At 65.0% G+C, this 19,207-nt stretch carries 20 protein-coding genes and 1 pseudogene; 10 read left to right on the plus strand and 11 right to left on the minus strand.

Annotated elements, in window-relative coordinates; all coding sequences use genetic code 11:
* A pseudogene (locus tag ACP69S_RS07555) lies at positions 1-585 on the minus strand (YceI family protein).
* A 141-nt stretch (positions 586-726) separates the two neighbouring features.
* On the minus strand, positions 727-1,746 hold the full coding sequence (ilvC, locus tag ACP69S_RS07560) for a ketol-acid reductoisomerase (RefSeq protein WP_425995957.1): 1,020 nt from the start codon (positions 1,744-1,746) through the stop codon (positions 727-729).
* 167 nt (positions 1,747-1,913) lie between these two features.
* On the opposite strand from ilvC, the gene ACP69S_RS07565 reads away from it, so the two are divergent.
* Positions 1,914-2,837 carry an NAD(P)H-dependent oxidoreductase gene (locus tag ACP69S_RS07565; RefSeq protein ID WP_425995958.1) on the plus strand — a complete coding sequence of 308 codons (924 nt, stop codon included), beginning with the start codon at positions 1,914-1,916 and terminating at the stop codon, positions 2,835-2,837.
* On the opposite strand, the gene ACP69S_RS07570 is transcribed toward ACP69S_RS07565, so the two are convergent.
* Positions 2,727-3,233, minus strand: coding sequence for a DoxX family protein (locus tag ACP69S_RS07570; RefSeq protein WP_425995959.1), 507 nt, complete (start codon positions 3,231-3,233; stop codon positions 2,727-2,729). The genes ACP69S_RS07565 and ACP69S_RS07570 overlap by 111 nt on opposite strands.
* Before the next feature lie 180 nt (positions 3,234-3,413).
* On the minus strand, positions 3,414-4,307 hold the full coding sequence (locus ACP69S_RS07575; RefSeq protein ID WP_425995960.1) for an RcnB family protein: 894 nt from the start codon (positions 4,305-4,307) through the stop codon (positions 3,414-3,416).
* Between the two features lie 105 nt (positions 4,308-4,412).
* Here ACP69S_RS07575 and ACP69S_RS07580 point away from each other — a divergent pair, with 105 nt between their 5' ends.
* The 6 genes from ACP69S_RS07580 (at position 4,413) to ACP69S_RS07605 (ending at position 9,137) form a co-directional block, all read left to right on the plus strand.
* Positions 4,413-4,967: a DUF924 family protein gene (locus tag ACP69S_RS07580; RefSeq protein ID WP_425995961.1), complete on the plus strand. Its 555-nt coding sequence runs from the start codon at positions 4,413-4,415 to the stop codon at positions 4,965-4,967.
* Between the two features lie 72 nt (positions 4,968-5,039).
* Entirely contained in the window at positions 5,040-5,879 is an 840-nt protein-coding gene (locus ACP69S_RS07585) for a thymidylate synthase (protein WP_425995962.1), read from the plus strand.
* Positions 5,876-6,388 (plus strand): hypothetical protein, encoded by a 513-nt coding sequence (locus ACP69S_RS07590; RefSeq protein ID WP_425995963.1) that lies wholly within the window; start codon positions 5,876-5,878, stop codon positions 6,386-6,388. The genes ACP69S_RS07585 and ACP69S_RS07590 overlap by 4 nt, the downstream gene beginning before the upstream one ends.
* Positions 6,385-6,900 (plus strand): dihydrofolate reductase, encoded by a 516-nt coding sequence (locus tag ACP69S_RS07595; RefSeq protein ID WP_425995964.1) that lies wholly within the window; start codon positions 6,385-6,387, stop codon positions 6,898-6,900. Before ACP69S_RS07590 ends, ACP69S_RS07595 begins: the two co-directional genes overlap by 4 nt.
* A gap of 89 nt (positions 6,901-6,989) precedes the next feature.
* Entirely contained in the window at positions 6,990-8,147 is a 1,158-nt protein-coding gene (locus tag ACP69S_RS07600; protein WP_425995965.1) for a DUF3667 domain-containing protein, read from the plus strand.
* Positions 8,148-8,225: 78 nt separating this feature from the next.
* Positions 8,226-9,137: an SMP-30/gluconolactonase/LRE family protein gene (locus tag ACP69S_RS07605; protein WP_425995966.1), complete on the plus strand. Its 912-nt coding sequence runs from the start codon at positions 8,226-8,228 to the stop codon at positions 9,135-9,137.
* A 329-nt stretch (positions 9,138-9,466) separates the two neighbouring features.
* On the opposite strand, the gene ACP69S_RS07610 is transcribed toward ACP69S_RS07605, so the two are convergent.
* The 3 genes from ACP69S_RS07610 to ACP69S_RS07620 all read right to left on the minus strand — a co-directional run bounded on the left by ACP69S_RS07610 (position 9,467) and on the right by ACP69S_RS07620 (position 12,207).
* Positions 9,467-10,558, minus strand: a complete 1,092-nt coding sequence (locus ACP69S_RS07610) for an NADH:flavin oxidoreductase (protein WP_425995967.1) — start codon at positions 10,556-10,558, stop codon at positions 9,467-9,469.
* 141 nt (positions 10,559-10,699) lie between these two features.
* Positions 10,700-11,911 carry an acyl-CoA dehydrogenase family protein gene (locus tag ACP69S_RS07615; RefSeq protein WP_425995968.1) on the minus strand — a complete coding sequence of 404 codons (1,212 nt, stop codon included), beginning with the start codon at positions 11,909-11,911 and terminating at the stop codon, positions 10,700-10,702.
* Positions 11,912-11,916: 5 nt separating this feature from the next.
* A complete protein-coding gene (locus ACP69S_RS07620; protein WP_425995969.1) occupies positions 11,917-12,207 on the minus strand; it encodes a putative quinol monooxygenase in 291 nt (96 codons plus the stop codon).
* Between the two features lie 150 nt (positions 12,208-12,357).
* On the opposite strand from ACP69S_RS07620, the gene ACP69S_RS07625 reads away from it, so the two are divergent.
* Positions 12,358-12,612, plus strand: a complete 255-nt coding sequence (locus tag ACP69S_RS07625) for a type II toxin-antitoxin system Phd/YefM family antitoxin (RefSeq protein ID WP_425995970.1) — start codon at positions 12,358-12,360, stop codon at positions 12,610-12,612.
* The gene (locus ACP69S_RS07630) at positions 12,609-12,866 is read left to right on the plus strand and encodes a Txe/YoeB family addiction module toxin (RefSeq protein ID WP_425995971.1); all 258 of its coding nucleotides are present in this window, start codon (positions 12,609-12,611) and stop codon (positions 12,864-12,866) included. The genes ACP69S_RS07625 and ACP69S_RS07630 overlap by 4 nt, the downstream gene beginning before the upstream one ends.
* Positions 12,867-12,876: 10 nt before the next feature.
* Here ACP69S_RS07630 and ACP69S_RS07635 read toward each other — a convergent pair whose 3' ends face one another.
* Positions 12,877-13,170: a hypothetical protein gene (locus ACP69S_RS07635; RefSeq protein WP_425995972.1), complete on the minus strand. Its 294-nt coding sequence runs from the start codon at positions 13,168-13,170 to the stop codon at positions 12,877-12,879.
* A 156-nt stretch (positions 13,171-13,326) separates the two neighbouring features.
* Positions 13,327-14,022, minus strand: a complete 696-nt coding sequence (locus ACP69S_RS07640; RefSeq protein ID WP_425995973.1) for a TerB family tellurite resistance protein — start codon at positions 14,020-14,022, stop codon at positions 13,327-13,329.
* Between the two features lie 287 nt (positions 14,023-14,309).
* Here ACP69S_RS07640 and ACP69S_RS07645 point away from each other — a divergent pair, with 287 nt between their 5' ends.
* Positions 14,310-15,155 (plus strand): hypothetical protein, encoded by an 846-nt coding sequence (locus ACP69S_RS07645; protein WP_425995974.1) that lies wholly within the window; start codon positions 14,310-14,312, stop codon positions 15,153-15,155.
* Between the two features lie 179 nt (positions 15,156-15,334).
* Here the strand turns inward: ACP69S_RS07645 and ACP69S_RS07650 are convergent, their stop codons facing one another.
* On the minus strand, positions 15,335-16,801 hold the full coding sequence (locus tag ACP69S_RS07650; protein ID WP_425995975.1) for a GH1 family beta-glucosidase: 1,467 nt from the start codon (positions 16,799-16,801) through the stop codon (positions 15,335-15,337).
* A 92-nt stretch (positions 16,802-16,893) separates the two neighbouring features.
* Positions 16,894-19,095 (minus strand): bifunctional diguanylate cyclase/phosphodiesterase, encoded by a 2,202-nt coding sequence (locus tag ACP69S_RS07655; protein ID WP_425995976.1) that lies wholly within the window; start codon positions 19,093-19,095, stop codon positions 16,894-16,896.
* Positions 19,096-19,207 lie beyond the last annotated feature (112 nt).

Below are 19,207 nucleotides of genomic sequence, written 5' to 3' on the forward strand. Positions count from 1 at the left end.
CTACTGAGCGACCGCCAGAGCCTCAATGCGGATCATCACGCTGTCGCCGATCGCGCCGGCGGCGTTGGCGCTGCCGAAGGCCTTGCGGCTGATCGCGCCGGTGATGGTGAAGCCGGCCTGTTTCTTCTGATTGTTGGGCGCCGTGCCGATCTTGTTGAGCTTGACGTCCAGCACGGCCGGCTGGGTGACGCCCATGATGGTCAGGTCGCCGGTCACCCTGGCCGTTGCATCGCCGGTCTTTTCGACCTTGGTCGATTTGAAGGTCATGGTCGGGCTCTTGACGGCGTTCAGCCAGCGCTCGCCCTTCAGGTGACTGTCCCGGGTCGTGTCGGCCGACAGCAGGCTGTCGACATAGACCGTGGCCTCGACGCGGGACTTCTCGGGCGCGGCTTCGTCCAGCCAGATCGTGCCTTCCGACTTGGCGAAGATGCCGATCACTGAGTTGAAGCCGAAACGGTCGATGACAAAGGTCGTCTCGGTATGGGCGGTGTCGATCTTTTAGGCCACCTCGGCGGCGGCCGCGGGACCAGCCGTGGCGAGGCCAATGGCGGCGCAGGTGGTCAGGACGGCGAGCAGGCGCTTCATCGGTCAGTCTCCAAATCCTCGGGCGGATCGCGACTTTCCTGTCAGAGGGCGCGCCCCGCAACCCTGAAATGAAAAAGCCCCCGGCCGGGGGCGGCCGAGGGCTCTGACACGATCCTTGGAGGGGATCCTGGGAGAGGGGACTTAGTTCTTGGTGACATCCACCAGCTTGTTCTTGGCGATCCACGGCATCATGCCCCGCAGACGCGCGCCGACTTCCTCGATCTGGTGCTCGCCCGCGCGACGGCGGGTGGCCTTGAACGAGGGCTGGCCGACCTGGTTTTCCAGCATGAAGTCGCGAACGAACTTGCCCGACTGGATGTCTTCCAGCACGCGCTTCATCTCGGCCTTGGTCTCGGACGTGACGATGCGCGGGCCGGTGACGTATTCGCCGTACTCGGCCGTGTTGCTGATCGAGTAGTTCATGTTGGCGATGCCGCCTTCATAGATCAGATCGACGATCAGCTTCAGCTCGTGCAGGCACTCGAAATAGGCCATTTCCGGCGCGTAGCCGGCTTCGACCAGCACTTCGAAGCCGCAACGGATCAGCTCGACCGTGCCGCCGCAGAGGACGGCCTGCTCGCCGAACAGGTCGGTTTCGCACTCTTCGCGGAAGTTGGTCTCGATGATGCCCGAGCGACCGCCGCCGATTGCGCTGGCATAGGCCAGACCCAGGTCATGGGCGTTGCCGGTGGCGTCCTGATGCACCGCGATCAGGCAGGGCACGCCGCCGCCCTTTTGATACTCGCCGCGCACGGTGTGGCCAGGGCCCTTGGGGGCGACCATCAGGACGTCGATGGTGTCCTTGGGCTCGATCAGGCCGAAGTGCACGTTCAGGCCGTGGGCGAACAGCAGGGCCGCGCCGTCGCGGATGTTGGGGGCGATCTCTTCGTTGTAGATCGCGCGCTGATGCTCGTCGGGCGCCAGGATCATGATCAGGTCGGCCCAGGCCGCGGCTTCGGCGACAGTCATGACCTTCAGGCCTTCGCCTTCGGCCTTCTTGGCGGTTGGCGAGCCGGCGCGCAGGGCGACGGCGACGTTCTTGGCGCCCGAGTCGCGGAGGTTCAGCGCGTGGGCGTGGCCTTGCGAGCCATAGCCTACGATAGCGATCTTCCGGTCCAGGATGCGGGCGAGGTCGGCGTCGCGATCATAATAGACGCGCATGATTTGTTCTCCGGACTGGTCAATCAGGGCCGCTCTGCGCAACAGCGGAGCGACAAAGGCCGGGCGTTTGAGCGTTTTTTTGCCGTTTCGTCAAGGCGATGACGACAGAACAACGTGACCCGAAAGCCTCTTCGGCCACGTTTTAGCCGGCCGGGCGTTGTTTGCCCATGACCGACCTTGCCGACACCCCCGCCATCGCGCCCGAACCCACTGAATCGCGCGCCCTGCGCGTGCTGGTGATCGCTGGCTCTCAACGCCGCCATAACAGCTGCCCGGGCCTTGACTCCAAAGCGCGCGCCCTGATGCAGCGCATGGCCGCCGCCTTGCCGGCGGCATGGCAGATCGACACCGAAGACCTGGGCAACCAGCATGGCCAGCCCAAGATCCAGCCGTGCAACGCTTGCGTCTCCTCGTCGATGGCGCTCTGCGTCTATCCCTGCAACTGCTATGGGCCACGCAGCACGACCCAGCCGGACCTGATGTGGGACCTGGATCTCTATGGCCGCCTGGCGCGCGCCGACGCCTGGGCCTTCATCGGACCGACCAATTGGTACGGCCCGACCACCAACTTTAAGCTGATGTTCGACCGCCTGGTCTGCGCGGCCGGCGGCAATCCTCGTCCCGACCTGATTGACAAGAAGGACACGTTGAAAGCCCAGGCCCTCGAGCGCTCGCCCCAGTGGCGGCGCCTGACCCGCAACCACCTGGAAGGTCGGACGGCGGCATTCTTCACCTATTGCGACGGTGGCGCCAACGAGATCGGCGAAGACGGCAGGCCTCTCCTGGTTCAGCGCAAGGACTGGTTCGATCCCGCTCAGGAGCCCTATCGAAACGAGCGCGACGCCTATCAGGGTCTGGTCTGGCAATGCCGCTACAGCGGGATCGAGGTCCCAGACGACCTATGGGCCGAGGGCGTGTTCGGCGAGAACAAGCCCTATGCCGACGACCAGGCCGACGACATGATGGCCGACTTCGAGGGATTAAAGCCCTTTGACGCCTGGGCCAGCGCCTTCATCCGACATGTGGAGGGGAAGGGCCTGGTCGCGACCAAGGAAGACGAGAAGGCGGCGAAGTCCACGACGAACCTCTAAGGCCCAACTCCGCCGCCACGGGAACAGCGCCCGCAACGCCGGGTCGCGCAGCCACAGGCCGCCCCACAAGAACAGGCCAAGATAGATCGCGAACAGCTCGTGGCTGAACCGGGGGTTCTCGACTCGCACCTGGGTCGCCATGGCCCCGCCCAGCAGGCCGGTCATCAGGATAGCGCCGAGCAGGCTAGTGCGTGGGAAGAGATAGAGCGCCAGGAACGTCAGCTCCATGATCCCGATCATCAGGACATAGTCGGCCTTCCAGCCCAGAGAGATCAGGGTTTGCGCCGCCACCGGCATGCCGGCCAGCTTGGGCGCGATCGATGCCCCCAGTATGAACAGGGCGAACAGGCCAGTCAGGACACGGCCGGTCCAGACCGTTGGAGAAGCTTTCAACATCGTTGTTCCTTTCGATGCCGGCGCGCGGCGATGCCCGAGGACGAACGCCGTCCGTCCGGGCCGACATCTCGCAACGAAAAGATGCAACGGAATCGTCCCGGCGTCGAAGCGCGAGCCAAACGAAAAAGGCCCGGGTCGGACCTGAGGGGTCCGCCCGGGCTTTGTCAGCGACAGGATTGCCTACCAGAACAGGTCGTATTGGACGCTCAACACCTGGCCGGACCACACATCGACCAGGACGGCGTTGTCGCCGACCCGGACCCACTCGCAGCCGATAGGCGGATTGGGCAGGCCATAGCGAAACCCGTCGAGATAGTACGACGTCGAGTACCAGCCGCCGGGCAGACGGTCGCCAAACGACCAGCTGCGAACGTACCAGCCGCGCGGGTAGCGATAGGCGCCGGCGCGATAGCGTTGCGCGGAGTGGAAGCTTTGACGATAGCGGCGCTGGTCGTAGTGCGAGCGGCCTTGGTCGCGATCGCGATACTGCCCGCCCTGCCCCGGACGACCCCGGTCATTGCGATCCCAGCCGTCGCGGCCACGATCATCGCGTCCCCGATCCCAGCCGCCGTTGCGATCCTGCCCGCTGCGGTTCCAGTCCTGACCACCACGATTGTCGTTGCGGTCGCCGCCTGGACGGCCTTGATCGGGACGACCTTGATCGCCGCGATCCTGGCCACCGCGATCCCGGCGACCGTCACGATCCGGGCGGCCATCGCGGTCGCCACGATTCCAGTCCTGCTGGCGAGGCGACTGCGCCTGTGGAGCCTGGCTGGGCTGCGAGGCCGTCGGCGCCTGGGGCGCGGGACGAGGAGCGCCGCCGTTCCAGTCTGGCCGCCCACCGCGATCACCACCGCGATCGCCGCGATCACCTCTATCACCGCGAGGTTGGCCGCCTTGCTGCTGGCCCTGCCCTTCATCACCACCCTGGCGACCGCCGCGATCACCACGATCGCCGCGCGGGCCGTCCTGCCGCTGTTCGCGCTGAGCGACCACCGCCCCGGCGGATCCGGCTTCCGCCGCCACGCCGCCCAACAGCGACAAGGCCATGGCGGTCGAGATCAGACGCTTCATTTCGTGCTCCAGGGGGCCTTGTGCGCGGCCCCGGCTTTGTCCCTTGATAGCAACATCAGCTGTCGCGGGTGAACAGCGTTTGAACGGATACGCGAAGGCTTAACCATGACTGCGCACCCCATGGATATCGTCGGCTTCTGGCGTTCGGCTGGTCCCAAGAAGTGGTTCGCCAAGGACGCGGGCTTCGACTCGATCATCGCCCTGAAATTCGAGCAGACCCACTATAGGGCCGCCCAGCGGCGCTACGACTCCTGGGCGCAGACGCCCGAGGGCGCCCTGGCCCTATTGATCCTGCTGGATCAATTCCCGCGCAACCTCTACCGCAACACCGCCCACGCCTTTGCGACCGATCCCCTGGCCCGGATGTTAGCCCGCGCGGCGCTCGCCGCCGGTCACGATCAGACCGTGGAGGCGCAGTTGCGGCCCTTCTTCTACCTGCCGTTCGAACACTCCGAGACCCTGGCCGACCAGGAGTTCTGCGTCGAGCTCTGCGCCACCTTGCAGGCCGACACCGGCGACGAGGACACCGTCAAGTGGGCGCTGGAACACCGGGACATCATCGCCCGCTTCGGGCGCTTCCCTCATCGTAACGCTGTGCTGGGTCGCGAAACGACGCCCGAGGAACAGGCGTTTCTCGACGAGGGCGGATTCGCGGGGTGAAACCACGCCCGCCTGTGGACAGGCCAAGGCGCCGCACTGTGCAAACGAGCGATTCGCGGCCACTCTACCGTCATGAACACCGCCGTCCTCGCCCAGCCGAAAGCCGCCGCCGACCATCCCGAGCGGCAGTATCTGAGCCTGCTCGCCGATATCCTGGAAAACGGCGTTGAGCGCGGCGACCGTACGGGCACCGGCACACTGGGCGTGTTCGGCCGGCAGATCCGTTTCGACCTGGCCAAGGGCTTCCCGGTCTTGACCACCAAGAAGCTGCACCTGCGTTCGATCTTCATCGAGCTGCTGTGGTTCCTGAAGGGCGACACCAACATCGCCTACCTCAAGGAAAACGGCGTCCGCATCTGGGACGAGTGGGCCGACGAGAACGGCGACCTGGGTCCCGTCTATGGCAAGCAGTGGCGTTCGTGGGCGGCGCCGAATGGTCAGTCCATCGACCAGATCGCCAATCTGATCGAGGGCCTGAAGACCAATCCCAACAGCCGGCGCCATATCGTCAGCGCCTGGAACCCGGCCGATGTCGAGGACATGGCCCTGCCGCCCTGTCACTGCCTGTTCCAGTTCTTCGTGGCGGATGGGAAGCTCAGCTGCCAGCTCTACCAGCGCAGCGCCGACGTCTTCCTGGGCGTGCCGTTCAACATCGCCTCCTACGCCCTGCTGACCCTGATGGTCGCCAAGGTGGTCGGGCTGGAGCCCGGCGAGTTCGTCCACACCTTCGGCGACGCCCACCTCTATCTGAACCATCTGGACCAGGCCCGCGAACAGCTGACCCGCGAGCCGTATCCCTTCCCGACCCTGGCCATCGCCAACAAGCGCGACCTGTTCGGGTTCGACTACGCCGACTTCACGCTGGAGGGCTACGAGGCCCACCCGCACATCAAGGCGGACGTGTCGGTTTGATCCCCACCGTAGAGTTCCACGATTTGGAGGAACTCACTCAATGGATAATTTCCCGTACACAGGGCGAGCGCTCTGTCATCGCAATCGACGGATTTACAGATTCAGGCAAGACAACACTTTCAGCCGCGATAGCTGAAAAGACTGGCCTTTCTGTACTGCATCTCGACGATTTCGTCGTCCAGCAACTTGGCGATGGCGTCTTCACTTATGCTGACACCTTAAATTTCCACGCATTAAAGACGGAGATTTCGAAAGTCGGTTCTCTTATTGTGGAAGGAGTGACCGTCCGGGAAATCCTCAGACAGCTCCAAATTACTCAATCATTGGACGTCTATGTGAAGCGTCTGAATAGTGAGTTCGAATGGCAAGATGCTCTGGAGCTTACCATTCCCCACCCTATCGATGCATACGTCTCGCCTTCCAAATTGCGTGTCCTTGTTCGCAATTACCACCGCGCAAATCGCCCTCATGAACAGTCGGACGCCATCTTTAGTTGGATCGAGCCATGAGCATAATCCCCCTCGCCCTCGTCGTCGCTCGCGCCGCCAACGGCGTCATCGGTCGTGACGGCGACCTGCCGTGGCGGCTGAGGTCGGACCTGGCCCTGTTCAAGGCCAACACCCTGGGCAAGCCAATCATCATGGGTCGCAAGACCTGGGACAGCCTGCCGAAAAAGCCCCTGCCAGGCCGCATGAACGTGGTGCTGTCGCGCGACAGCAGCTTCGAGCCCGCCAACGCCGTGGTGTGCGAGAGCTTCCTGGAGGCCGTGCAGATGGCCCGCGAGCAGGCGCTGGAGGACGGCGCGGACGAGGTCTGCGTGATCGGCGGTCGGGCGCTGTTCGAGATGGCCCTGCCCAAGGCAAAGCGCCTCTACATCACCGAGGTCGCGGCGCAGGTCGAGGGCGACGTCATCTTCCCCGAGTTCGACGAGGCAGCCTGGACCGAGATCCGCCGCGAAGAGCATCCCGCCAGCGAAGGCGATGACCACGCTTTCATCTTCCGGGTGCTGGAACGACGCTAAAGCCATCGGCGCGTGCGTTGGGCGCAGCTAATCTTTGACGGTCGTGCGCTGCCGAGGCACAGGAGGCGCGGGCAAACGGGGCGCGACTGATGGTGGACATGGATGCGGCCGGCGGCGCGGTCACCGGCGGCCTGATTGGCGGCGCCCTTGAAAAGCCCGAGGGCAAGGCGGGTGAGGCCCATTCCGGTGATTGCACCGATTGCAACCAACCGGTCAGCGGCAATTTCTGCGCCCATTGCGGCCAACCCACCCATGTCCATCGTTCGCTGCTGCATCTGGGCGAAGAGCTGCTGCACGGCGTGATGCACTTCGACGGGCGCATCTGGCGCACCGTGCCCTTGCTGGTGCTCAACCCCGGCCGCCTGACGCGCGAATGGGTCGAGGGCAAGCGGTCGCGCTATGTCTCGCCCCTGGGCCTGTTCCTTTTCACCATCTTCCTGATGTTCTTCATCCTGAGTTTTGGCGGCGGCAAGACCTTCGAGACCGGCGCCGTCAACACGCGCCTTGAAGTGGCGCGGGAGACTGTCGCCGACAAACATCAAGACGTGGCCGAGGCCAAGGCGGCTCTGGCCGTCGCCGAGCGCAATGTCGCGGCCGCCTCGCCGCCCGAGCTCGAGGCCGCCAACGAGGCGCTGACCAAGGCAAAATCTGACTTCGATGAGGCCATCGACGACTTGGCGGACGCCAGCAACCTCGTGACCCGTCTGGAAGGCGTCAAGGCGGCGGGGCCGCGGGCGGACGGCCTGGAGCCGGGCAGCTGGCAGGCCGAGTTGCACGACGCCGTGGCGAACAACAAGGTCAAGGTCAATATGGGCGGCGACGGGATCAACAAGAAGGTCCTCAATAAACTCGCGAACCCCGATCTCGCCGCCTACAAGATTCAACAGACCCTCTATAAGTACTCGTTCCTGCTGGTGCCGCTGTCGATCCCGTTCGTAGCGCTGCTGTTCCTGTGGAAACGCGGCTTTACGCTCTACGACCACGGCGTGTTCGTGCTGTATTCGTTGACATTCATGGCGATGATGAGCATGGCGTTGAGCCTGTTTGGCCAGATCTCGTGGCTGAGCAGCATCGTAGCCCTGATCGCCCTGATCGCGCCGCCGGTTCACATGTTCGCGCAACTGAAGGGCGCCTATGGCCTTTCGACCTTGTCGGCGCTGTGGCGGACCCTCTTCCTGCTTTTCTTCTGCGCCATCGCCCTCGCCCTGTTTCTGGTGGCGATCATCCTGCTGGGCCTGGGCGGCTGACGTTTAGCGGCTGGCCGCTTTCAAACGCGCGTTTATAGTCTTCCCATTCGCCTGTGAGAGGCGATCAGGGAGAGACGCATGGACATCGAACTCGTCGCCGAAGGTCTGCTGTTTCCGGAAGGCCCCATCGCCATGGCCGACGGCTCGGTGATCCTCACCGAGATCCAAGGTCAGCGACTGAGCCGAATCACGCCCGACGGCAAGCGCGAGACGGTGGCCGAGGTTCCCGGTGGTCCCAACGGCGCCGCCATCGGCCCGGACGGGGCTATCTATGTCACCAACAATGGCGGCAGCTTCCAGTTCATCGACATGGGCGGCCTCAACGTGCCCGGCCCCACCCCGCCCAGCCACACGGGCGGCTCGATCCAGCGGGTGGATCTGGCGACGGGCGCTGTCACCACGCTCTACGCCGAATGCGACGGCAAGGCGCTGGTAGGTCCCAACGACCTGGTCTTCGATAGGCAGGGCGGCTTCTGGTTCACCGACCATGGTTGCTCGACGCCCGAGGGCCGCAAATATGGCGCGCTCTACTACGCCCGGACCGACGGCTCGAAGATCACCCGCTGGCGCGACCATTTCGTTTCGCCCAATGGCGTAGGCCTCTCGCCGGACGAGAAGACCGTCTACATGGCCGACACCTCGCTGGGGCGGCTGTGGTCGTTCGACGTCGCCGAACCGGGCGTCCTTGAGCCCACGGCGGGCTTTGCACCCGGCAACGTGGTCTGCAACCTGCCGGGCTATCAACTTCTGGACAGTCTGGCGGTCGAGGCCGGCGGCAAGGTCTGCGTGGCGACGATCATCAATGGCGGGATCACCACCTTCGATCCCGACGGCTCGACCGAGCACTTCGCCGTGCCGGACGTCATCGTGACGAACATCTGCTTTGGCGGGGCCGGCATGCGCGATGCGTGGATCACGGCGTCGGGGACTGGCAAGCTCTACAAGGCGCGGTGGCCAAGGCCGGGGCTGAAGCTGAACTTCAACGGTTAGGAAAAAGATCCTCCCCCTGAAGGGGAGCGGTCCCCGACTTGATCGGGGGCCGGCGGAGGTAGTCGGAAATGACTTGGCCGTCACTTCCCCCTCCGTCGGCTACGCCGACACCTCCCCCGCTAGGGGGAGGACTTACAGACCCGCATCAGTCCTTCAACAGCGCCCCGATCACCAGCAGGATGAGGGCCGACATCGCGAACAGGCCGGCAAGATAGGGCAACCAGGTCATGACGCGCCTCCGGTCGGGAGCGGCGGAATGCGGCTCGTCGATAGCGCGACCATGGGCCGGGGCTGTCTTCGCCGACAGCCCCGGAACAGGGGGGATGACCCTAGTAAAGAACGCCCAGGGCTTCGCGTTCGAAGCTCTTGAGTTCGTCATTGCGGCCATCGCGGATCTTCACGACCCACTCCGGGTCCTGCAGCAAGGCGCGGCCGACGCCGACCAGGTCGAACTCGCCGCGATCCAGGCGTTCCAGCAGGCCGTCGATGGAGGCGGGCTGGCTGCCCTCGCCGCCGAACGCCGCGATGAACTCGCCCGACAGGCCCACCGAGCCCACGGTGATGGTCGGCGCGCCGGTCAGCTTCTTGGTCCATCCGGCGAAGTTCAGGTCGCTGCCTTCGAACTCAGGCTCCCAGAAGCGGCGCTGCGAGCAGTGGAAGATGTCGGCGCCGGCGTCGGCCAGGGGCTGCAGCCAGGCTTCCAGTAGCTTCGGCGTCTCGGCGTTTTTGACCGCATAGTCCTGCTGCTTCCACTGCGACAGACGGATGATCACCGGATAGTCGGGACCCACGGCGGCGCGAACCGCCTTGAGGATCTCTGCGGCGAAGTTGGAGCGCTCGGCGATGGTCGGGCCGCCGAAGGCGTCGCCGCGGACATTGGTGCCCTCCCAGAAAAACTGGTCGATCAGATAGCCGTGCGCGCCGTGCAATTCGATGGCGTCGAAGCCCAGCAGCTTGGCGTTGCGGGCGGCGTCGGCGAAGGCGGCGATGGTGTCGGCCACCTCCTCGTCGGTCATCGGCTCGGTGAAGGGATTGCCGCCCTTCTTGGACAGGCCAGAGGGGCTGTCGATCTTGCCCAGCACGTCCTTACCCTTGGCCGCGCCGACGTGCCAAAGCTGGGGAGCGATCAGGCCGCCGGCGGCGTGGGTCTCGTCGACCACCTTCTTCCAGGCGGCAAGTTCCTTCTCGCCGTGGAAACGCGGCACATTGGCGTCGTTCAGCGAGGCGTCGCGCGCCACGCCCGTGCCTTCGGTGATGATCAGGCCGACCTGGTTCTCTGCGCGGCGGCGGTAGTAGGCCGCCACATCGTCGGTGGCCACGCCGCCCGGCGAGAACGACCGGGTCATAGGGGCCATCACCACCCGGTTGGGCAGTTTCAGCGACTTGAATTCGAACGGCTTGAAGAGGGCGTCGAGGGCCATGGGGCACTTCCGGAAAGGGTCGGTGTTGGCGAGACTATGAAGCGGGTTGCGATTGTGGACTATGCAGAAAAACTGCAACCGGCCCTGTATCTGGTGTGCGGTGCGGCAAAACGGAAGAGGCGTCCCGCCGCTAACCGGGCCTCAAAGCCCCAGCACCATCTTGGCCATGATGTTGCGCTGGATTTCGTTGGAGCCGGCGTAGATCGAGGCCTTGCGATAGCTGAAATAGCTGGGCGCGGCGGGCGCGGCGTACTCGGGACCGGCCCGGCCTTCGTTGGTCGGCGACCAGGTGTTGCGCACGAACGGCGCGGCGTAGGTTCCGACCGCCTCCAGGGTCAGCTCGGTGATCGCCTGCTGGGCTTCCGAACCCGCGCATTTCAACATCGACGAGGCCGGGCCCACGGCCTTGCCTGCGCTATTACCGGAGAAGATCCGAAGTTCGGCGGCGTTCAGAGCCTCGACCGAGATCTCCAGATTGGCGATCTTGGAGCGGAAGTCCGGATCGTCGATCAGGCGACCGCCGTCGTCGGCTAACTCAAGCGTCGCGATCTTGCGCACCTTGCGGATCATGTTCATCAGGCCGGGCGCATAGGCGTTGCCGCGCTCGAACTCGAGCAGGTACTTGGCATAGGTCCAGCCCTTGTTCTCCTCGCCGATGCGGTTGGAAACGGGCACCCGAACATTGTCGAAGAAGACCTGATTGATCTCCTGCTCGCCCTCGGCCGGGCCGTCCAGGGTGGGCAGCGGCTTGATCTGGATGCCGGGGCTGTCCATCCGCAGCAGCAGGAAACTGATCCCGCTCTGCGGCTTGCCTTCGCTGGATGTGCGCACGAGGCAGAACATCCAGTCGGCCCACTGGGCCTGTGTGGTCCAGATCTTCGAGCCGTTCAGCACATAGTCGTCGCCGTCTCGCTCGGCTTTCATCTGCAGCGAGGCCAGGTCGGAGCCCGCGCCGGGCTCCGAATAGCCTTGGCACCACCAGATGTCGGACGACAGGATCGGCGGCAGATGCTGCTTCTTCTGCTCCTCGGTGCCAAAGGCCAGAACCACCGGCGCGCACATCTTCAGGCCCATCGGCGAGGGATTGGGCGTGCCGGCCAGGCTCAACTCCATGTTGAAGATGTAGCGCTGCGAGGCGGTAAAGCCGCAACCGCCCCACTCCACCGGCCAGTCGGGCGCAGCCCAGCCGCGTTCGGCCAGCTTCTTCTGCCATTTCACCTGACCAGCCTTGTCCAGATAGCCGTTCTTGGACTGGCTCATCTTGCGACGCAGGTCATCGTCATAGGCAGCCGCGATCCAGTCGCGGACTTCCTGTTGAAAGGCCAGATCCTCGGATGAAAAGGCGAGATCCATGGCGGCTACTCCACCGCGTCCAGATATTCGATCTCGGGACGACCGGCCATGAACGGCCCCATCGCCGCGCCGCCGGCCTTGAAATAGTCCGTACCGCCGTGCGCCTTCAGATCGTCAGCCGACGCGTAGAGCTCAAGCACCTTGTAGACGCCAGCCTCGGTCCTGGACTTGGTCAGCTGATAGACGATGCAGCCCGGCTCGTTGGCCTTTACCTTGGCCGCCAGATCCAGAAAGATTTTCTCGAACTCAGAAGTCTTATCGACCTGAACCTTCAACGTCGCCACTACACCGATCACGCTCGCCTCCCAACGTTTGTTTGAAAGCAGCATCGGTCAGGCGAACGCGGACCGCAAGGGCGACGTTGGGTAAGGTTGCGAAACGGGTTGCGCCGGCCATGTGCAGACTGGCGCCTTGATATCAAGTACGCAATCACGTACAATCAAGCCATGCGAACCACCTCCTACAGCGAAATGCGCAAAAATCTCGCGGCCATGATCGACCGCGTGAACAGCGACCATGAGCCGGTGATCATCACGCGCGACAAGGGCAAGCCTTCCGCCGTGTTGATGTCGCTGGAAGACTTCACCGCCTTCGAGGAAACCCGCTATTTGCTGCGCAGTCCCGCCAATGCCGATCGTCTGCTCACCGCCGTGACGCAGCTAGATCAAGGCCTGGGAAGCGAACGCCAGCTCGCCGAATGAAGCTCGTCTTCAGTGAGCAGGCCTGGGACGACTATCTGCATTGGCAGGCGCATGACCCCAAATTGCTCACACGCCTCAATGGCTTGATCAAGGAATGCGCCCGCACGCCCTTCAAGGGTACAGGCAAGCTCGAGGCGCTGCACGGCGCGCTTTCCGGCTGGTGGTCACGGCGCATCACCCAGGAACATCGACTGGTCTACCGCCCTTCCGAGGACGGTCTGCTGATAGCCCAGTGCCGCTACCACTACGGCTAGGCCGAATGGCTTAGGGCCGCTCGTTCCAGCCGTAGGCGACCCAGGAATGGCCGCCGACGTTACGGGCTTCGATCAGGGAAGGATCGCCGCTGGCCTTGGCCTTTACCGTGCGCCGCGCCCGCAGCGCCAGGGCGACCAGGCCAAACAACGCGCTGCCCATGAAGCCGATGACGACGACGGTGGCGGCGAAAACGACGGCGAGAGCCGAGCCGATGACAACAGCGGCAGAGGTCGCCAGCGCGCCGGCGAGCCATGCGAAGCTGCGCAGCGCGGAGCCTCCAGCCATCGTTGTCGAGCCTGTCATCGATCGTCCCTCCGGGCGTGGACCCGCAAATTAGCACCTATGGTCAACAAAGTTGGTTCACGGACGCTGAGCGTCAACTCAACACCCGCGTGATCGATCTGAAAAGCTTTTTTCTCCCGGGACATAGCGTCCTGTTCGCAATTCACGCGGCAGGGGTCAGCCGGCAGCCGCCAGACCCAGTTCACGACGCTCACGCATCACGCTGGTGAAGGCCTCGTTGATCGCGGCCGACTTGGCCTCGGCCACCTCGATGAATTCGCTGGGCAGGCCCCGAGCCCGAGCCCGGTCGGGGTGGGCCGACGACAGCGCGATCTTCCAGGCCGACCGTACTGTGGCGTCGTCGGCGTCGTGCGCCACATCAAGGATCATGTACGGATCGTTGGCGTCCGACCCCAGATGCACGGCGCGCAAACGCCGGAAGCCCAGCTGCGACAAGCCAAAGAGGTCGGCGACCCGCTCCAGATAGTCCAGCTCGTCCTGGGTCACCACGCCGTCGGCCTTGGCGATGTGGAACAGGCCGTCGACCACATCCTCGAGAATCTGCGGGCAGGTGCGATAGCGCTTGGCCAATCGCTTGGCGTAGCTCTCGAAGCCGTGCGTGGTCTGGCGGGCCAGGTCGTACAGGCGATGGATGTTGCCCTCCGAGGCCGGGTCGGGCTGGAACACTTCGCTGAAAGCGGCGAACTCGTGCCCGTCGGCGCGGCCATCGGCCTTGGCCAGCTTCGCGCCCAGCGCCGTGACCGCCGTCGAGAACGCCGGATCCTCGCCCGGCAAGCCAGCCGGACAGTCCGGGCACTCGGCCAGGTCGAGCCGGCGCGCGGCTATGGTTGCGATGTTGCGCCAGAAGGTCATGGAAGTAGTGAAAGCCCCGAAGCGTGGCGGAGTGATGACAAATGAAAGTACGCGTGACCGCAGGATACGGATCACGCCCCTGACGATCTTCTACCATGTTCCGCCGCCCGCCCCACCCCGGGCGGGCGCGAATGAACCCGAATTCATCTGGAGCTTTTCGGCGCGCCGCTCGTTATGGCCCAGCTTGAGGTCATCAGCCGGCGCCACGGGCGCCATGCTGTGGTCCCATTCTGCCCCGAAATGCTCTAGTCAAAGCGTCACTGCTCTTCAAAAGGACTTCCGCCCGCATGGCGACCGCTCTCTTTCTCGCCCTGGCCATGATGGGTCAGGCGCCCGTCGCCCCCGCCGCCACGGCGCCCGTCGACGACTATGGCTATGTGGCTTGGTGCTTCGGCGCCCTGGGCGGCTATGTCGATCTCTACGACCAGGTGATGCCGGAGGTGACCCGCATCGAGAAGGCCTTCCCCGGTCCCGACGGCGTTGCGGCCTCGCTGAAGACCTATCCGGAGATGCGCGCCCAGGCTCGCAGCGACATGAAACTGTTCAGTTCAGCGATCACGGCGGCCGAGAAGGCCAGCCCGCGCCAGATTTCGGAATATGGCGGCGCGGCCGTCAAGAAGGGCCGCTCGGTCTGGAGTGGCGCGGATTCGGCCAACAAGGCCCGCCTGGCCCAGGTGTGGATGAGCTGGTCGCCGCCCGGCGATTGCGAGACCCGCGCCAGGAACCTCGAAAAGAAGTCGAACATCCTGGGCAAGGCCCTGATCTACAACGCCGCCAAGCCGGTTGAACAGGCGCCGGGGCAAGCGCTCGCCCCCGTGCCCGAACCGGCCGCGGTAACCGCGCCCGCGCGCCCCGTCGAGCAGGCCGCGCCGCCTGAACCGGCGATCGCCGAAATGCCCAAGCTAGCGCCGGTCGCCAAGACCCCCGTCGCCAAGCCCCCGGCCAAGGCGCCAACGATCAAGGCCGCAACGTCCGCTTCCGCCAAGACGACACCGGCCAAGCCCGCCGCAGCGAAACCGGCGTCGGCCAAGGCTGAGTTCGTCATCGACATGGCCGACCCCAAGCCTTGTCCGGGCAGCCTGGAGCCCGTCAAACGCAATGGCAAGGACGTGCTGGTCTGCAAGCCGGACTAGATTCTCCCTTCTCCCCTTGCTTGCGGGAGAAGGTGGTCCCGGCAAGGCCGGGATCGGATGAGGGGTTGAAAGCCTTTTCCGACCAACCGCAGATAGGCCGGACGCGGCGGTCGCTGTCAGCGCGACCCCTCATCCGGCGCTGCCCGCCACCTTCTCCCGCAAGGGGAGAAGGTCTTGATCTAGAGCTTCGCTGGCAGCGCCCTGCTCGCCGCCAGCGCCTTGAACCACTCATACGACGCCTTGGGCGCGCGCACGCCTGTTACCCGGTCGTGCGCCACCAGGCCGAATTTCGAGGTGTAGCCCAGGTTCCACTCGAAATTGTCGAGTAGGGTCCAGCAGAAATAGCCGCCGACCGGCGAGCCGGCTTCGCGAGCGGCCAGCACTGCCTCCAGGTGACGGCGCATATAGTCGATCCGGAAGCCATCCTCGATCACTGCGGGTCCCTTGCTGAACGGATCCGAGCAGCCGTTCTCGGTGATCAACACCGGCGGATTGCCGTATTCGCGGCGCACAATCTCCAGCATCTGGAACAGGCCTGACGGATCGATGTGGCGGCCAAAGGCGTCAAGCTCCGCGCCCTTGGGCGGCGTCGCGGGCGCGATCTTGCTGGGCGAGGACAGGTCCAGCCGCACATAGGCCGGCGCATAATAGTTCACGCCCAGGAAATCGACCTTCTGGCGGATCGCCGCCATGTCGCCGTCGCGCACGACCCCGTCCTTGAGCATGTCTTCGAGCGCCTTGGGATAGGTCCCCTTGAACAGGGGATCCAGCCACGCGCGATTCCACAGGGCGTCGAGGCCGTCCGAGGCCAGCCGGTTCCAGAACGCCAGGCCTCCGCCTGCCGGCCGGCACGGTTGCAAGGCCATGGTGGTGCCGACCGACAGATCACCCCGCCCCGCCCGCAGCGCCTGCATCGCCAGGCCTTGCGCCAGGTTCATGTGGTGGACGGTCGGGCCCAGCAGCCCAATGTCTTTCAGGCCCGGCGCGTGCTCACCCAGCACATGGCCGAACACCGCGTGAACCGCCGCCTCGTTGAGCGCGATGTAATGCTTGAGCCGGTCGCCCAGCCGATCGACCACCGCGTGGGCGTAGTCGGCGAAGCGCAGGGCCGTGTCGCGGTTCTTCCAGCCGCCCTTGTCCTGCAAGGCCTGGGGCAGATCCCAGTGAAACAGGGTGGCGTAGGGGGCGATCCCCTTGGCCAGCATGGCGTCGACCATCTTCGAATAGTGGTCCAGCCCCACCGGGTTGATCGCGCCCTCGCCGGTCGGCAGCACCCGCGACCAGGAGATCGAGAAGCGATAGGCGTCCAGCCCGGCCCCGGCGATCAGGTCAACATCATCGGCGTAGCGGCGATAGCTGTCAGTCGCCACGGTCGCGTCGGAGCCATCGACGACGATCCCCGGCTTCTTCTCGAACACGTCCCAGACGCTGGGCCCTCGCCCGTCGACATTCTGCGCGCCCTCGGTCTGAAAGGCGGCCGAGGCCACGCCCCAGACGAAGTCCTTGGGGAACTGGCGAGATTTGGGATGAAGTTCGGTGCCCGGCTTGGCCTCGCAACCTGACAGGCCAAGAGCCGCCCCGCCTAAAGCCCCTCCACCCAGAGCCATGGCCGCGAGGCCTCGACGGCTGACGCCTTGGTGATCCACGCCGCATCCCTCCCAAGTCGGAGGTCGCCGCCCCCGTTCAAAACGAGGATGCCGTAGAATAACGCCGGTTGACCAGCCTTCCCTTGCGGAGCCTAGCGGCGCGGCCGGGAGGATACCTTGGCCGCATTAGCCAGCGCCTGGCGCGTCTCCCGGGCGGCGGCGATCTCGTGGGCCGGCATCGGGCGGGCCAGCAGAAAGCCCTGAAACTCGACGCAGCCCAGTTTCACCAGGGTGTCGAACTGGCCTTGCGTCTCGACGCCTTCGGCGGTGGTCTTCAGGCCCAGCGACTTGGCCAGACTGATGATCGCCCCGGCCACCGAGGTCGCCTCCACGTCGGGCGGCAGGTTGGACACGAACGAGCGGTCGATCTTCAGCTTGTCGATGGGATGGCGGCGCAGATAGGCGAGGCTGGCATAGCCGGTGCCGAAATCGTCCAGCGCCAGGCGGAAGCCCAGACGCTTGATGCGGCGCAGGGCGTCGTGGACACCGTCGCTATCCTTGAGCAGCGCCGTCTCGGTAATCTCCAGCACGAAGCCGGAGGCCTCCGCGCCGGTCTCGGCCAGGATCTGCTCGATCTCGTCGACGAAGCCGGGCAGGGAAAGCTGCAGAGCCGAGACGTTGACCGAGACCTCCAGTCCCGACCAACGCAGGCTGTCATAACAGGCGCGGCGGAACACCAAACGGCCGATGGCGGCGATCAGGCCGGTCGACTCGGCCAGCGGAATAAAGATGGCCGGCGAAATGTCGCCGCGCTCGGGATCATTCCAGCGCGCCAGAGCCTCGACGCCCAGGATCACGCCCCGCGCGTCGGTCAGGGGCTGGTAGGCGACGGTCAGGCGTTCCTGGTCGATGGCGGCGCGCAGGTCGCGCTCCAGGCCCTTGCGAAGGCGCAGGGCCGCGTCCATTTCCGGCTCGAAGAAGCAGTAGCGGCCGCGACCGGCTTCCTTGGCGCGGTACAGGGCCACGTCGGCCTGGCGCAGCATCTCGGCCTGGCCCTGGTCGGCGTCGGAGACCACCGCCACACCCACCGAGCAGGACAGTTCGGCCCGGCCGATGCTCAGGTCCAGCTCGCCCGACAGGCCCTCGACCACGCGCTGGGCCAAGGTGGCGCAGCCTGCCGGAGTGGTGTCGGGCTGGATGATCGCGAACTCGTCGCCGCCCAGACGGCAAATGGTGTCAGTCTCGCGGCAGATGGCCTGCAACCTGCGAGCGACCTCACGGATCACCTGATCGCCCGCGTCGTGGCCGTAGCTGTCATTGACCTCCTTGAAGCGGTCCAGATCGACGCACAGCACGCCCAGATAGCCGGGCTTGCGCCGCAGTAGGGCGTGGGCGTGAACAAGGCGGTCGGTGAACAGCGTGCGGTTGGCCAGGCCCGTGAGTGGATCGTGCAGAGCCAAGTGTTTGGCTTCCGCCTCGCTGAGCAACAGCTTCTTAGCCGCACGGCGAGTGACGCGGAACAGCATCATCGCCCCAATGCCGGCGGCGAGGGCGGCCAGGGACAGGATGGGCGTGGCCTGCCGCAGCAGCTCAGCGCCCGGCTTGCGCGGATCCCAGCGAAGCACGATGCGGCGACCATCGGGCGCCCGGCCCATCAGGGTCTGGGCGTGCTCGCCCTTGATCTCGCTGGCGGGGATGATCTCGATGCGGGCGTTCTTGAGCAGGAAGCGTTCGGAGAAGGCTTTCACCACACTGCTGGCCACCGGCATGCCTGAGACCACCAGCGGCGCCCGCGCGCCGCGCGTCCTGGCCTTGAGGTCCGGACGCACCAAAGACACGGTGACCAGCACCGGCTCGCGGCCGATCAGTTCGACCCGAGTGACATGAACGGCGCGCATCTTGGCGACCTTGACCGGATCGGTTTCGATGGCGCGGACCTGGTCGATCAGGCGCTGGGTCTGGGCGGCGTAGATGTCGAAGGATGAAGGCGCCACGTCGGTGCCGTTCATGTGGCCGTAGATCGGCCGGTTGTCGGCGTCGAGAACGAAGACGGCGCTGTAGCCCAGGGCGCCGCCGATGGAGGTTCCGATGTTTTGGTTGGCCCAGGCCAGGTCGAAGTCGTTGTCCAGTTTGTGGATGGCCTCGTCCCAGATGACATAGGGATTGAGGGCGGTCTGAACTTCCTTGCCGCGCTGGCGCAGGCCGTTGCCGACCAGGGTCTGTTCGTACTGACGCTCGCGCAGGTCGGCTTGGCGGGTCGCGGTGAACAGCAAGCCAGCAGCCAGCAGGACCATGGCCGCCGCCATGCCCACGATCAGGCCAAAGATCTTCAGCTCGATGTTGTTGCGGTTCACACGCTCGTCCCGACGACGCTCGCATCAGTCTACGCGACGTGTTGCTGAATCCCTTACCGCGACGGCTTTTTGGGTGTTTTGCCGCACATTGTTATGCGGCGAGGGTCGAATA

It is taken from the genome of Caulobacter sp. DWR1-3-2b1 (assembly GCF_049895765.1).
Classification (GTDB): Bacteria; Pseudomonadota; Alphaproteobacteria; order Caulobacterales; family Caulobacteraceae; genus Caulobacter.

Excerpts from the sequence above, each read along its gene's own strand:
- ilvC (WP_425995957.1), bottom strand. The coding sequence starts at position 1,746 with ATGCGCGTCTATTATGATCGCGACGCCGACCTCGCCCGCATCCTGGAC.
- ACP69S_RS07565 (WP_425995958.1), top strand. The coding sequence starts at position 1,914 with ATGACCGACCTTGCCGACACCCCCGCCATCGCGCCCGAACCCACTGAA.
- ACP69S_RS07570 (WP_425995959.1), bottom strand. The coding sequence starts at position 3,233 with ATGTTGAAAGCTTCTCCAACGGTCTGGACCGGCCGTGTCCTGACTGGC.
- ACP69S_RS07575 (WP_425995960.1), bottom strand. The coding sequence starts at position 4,307 with ATGAAGCGTCTGATCTCGACCGCCATGGCCTTGTCGCTGTTGGGCGGC.
- ACP69S_RS07580 (WP_425995961.1), top strand. The coding sequence starts at position 4,413 with ATGACTGCGCACCCCATGGATATCGTCGGCTTCTGGCGTTCGGCTGGT.
- ACP69S_RS07585 (WP_425995962.1), top strand. The coding sequence starts at position 5,040 with ATGAACACCGCCGTCCTCGCCCAGCCGAAAGCCGCCGCCGACCATCCC.
- ACP69S_RS07595 (WP_425995964.1), top strand. The coding sequence starts at position 6,385 with ATGAGCATAATCCCCCTCGCCCTCGTCGTCGCTCGCGCCGCCAACGGC.
- ACP69S_RS07600 (WP_425995965.1), top strand. The coding sequence starts at position 6,990 with ATGGTGGACATGGATGCGGCCGGCGGCGCGGTCACCGGCGGCCTGATT.
- ACP69S_RS07605 (WP_425995966.1), top strand. The coding sequence starts at position 8,226 with ATGGACATCGAACTCGTCGCCGAAGGTCTGCTGTTTCCGGAAGGCCCC.
- ACP69S_RS07610 (WP_425995967.1), bottom strand. The coding sequence starts at position 10,558 with ATGGCCCTCGACGCCCTCTTCAAGCCGTTCGAATTCAAGTCGCTGAAA.
- ACP69S_RS07615 (WP_425995968.1), bottom strand. The coding sequence starts at position 11,911 with ATGGATCTCGCCTTTTCATCCGAGGATCTGGCCTTTCAACAGGAAGTC.
- ACP69S_RS07625 (WP_425995970.1), top strand. The coding sequence starts at position 12,358 with ATGCGAACCACCTCCTACAGCGAAATGCGCAAAAATCTCGCGGCCATG.
- ACP69S_RS07630 (WP_425995971.1), top strand. The coding sequence starts at position 12,609 with ATGAAGCTCGTCTTCAGTGAGCAGGCCTGGGACGACTATCTGCATTGG.
- ACP69S_RS07635 (WP_425995972.1), bottom strand. The coding sequence starts at position 13,170 with ATGACAGGCTCGACAACGATGGCTGGAGGCTCCGCGCTGCGCAGCTTC.
- ACP69S_RS07640 (WP_425995973.1), bottom strand. The coding sequence starts at position 14,022 with ATGACCTTCTGGCGCAACATCGCAACCATAGCCGCGCGCCGGCTCGAC.
- ACP69S_RS07645 (WP_425995974.1), top strand. The coding sequence starts at position 14,310 with ATGGCGACCGCTCTCTTTCTCGCCCTGGCCATGATGGGTCAGGCGCCC.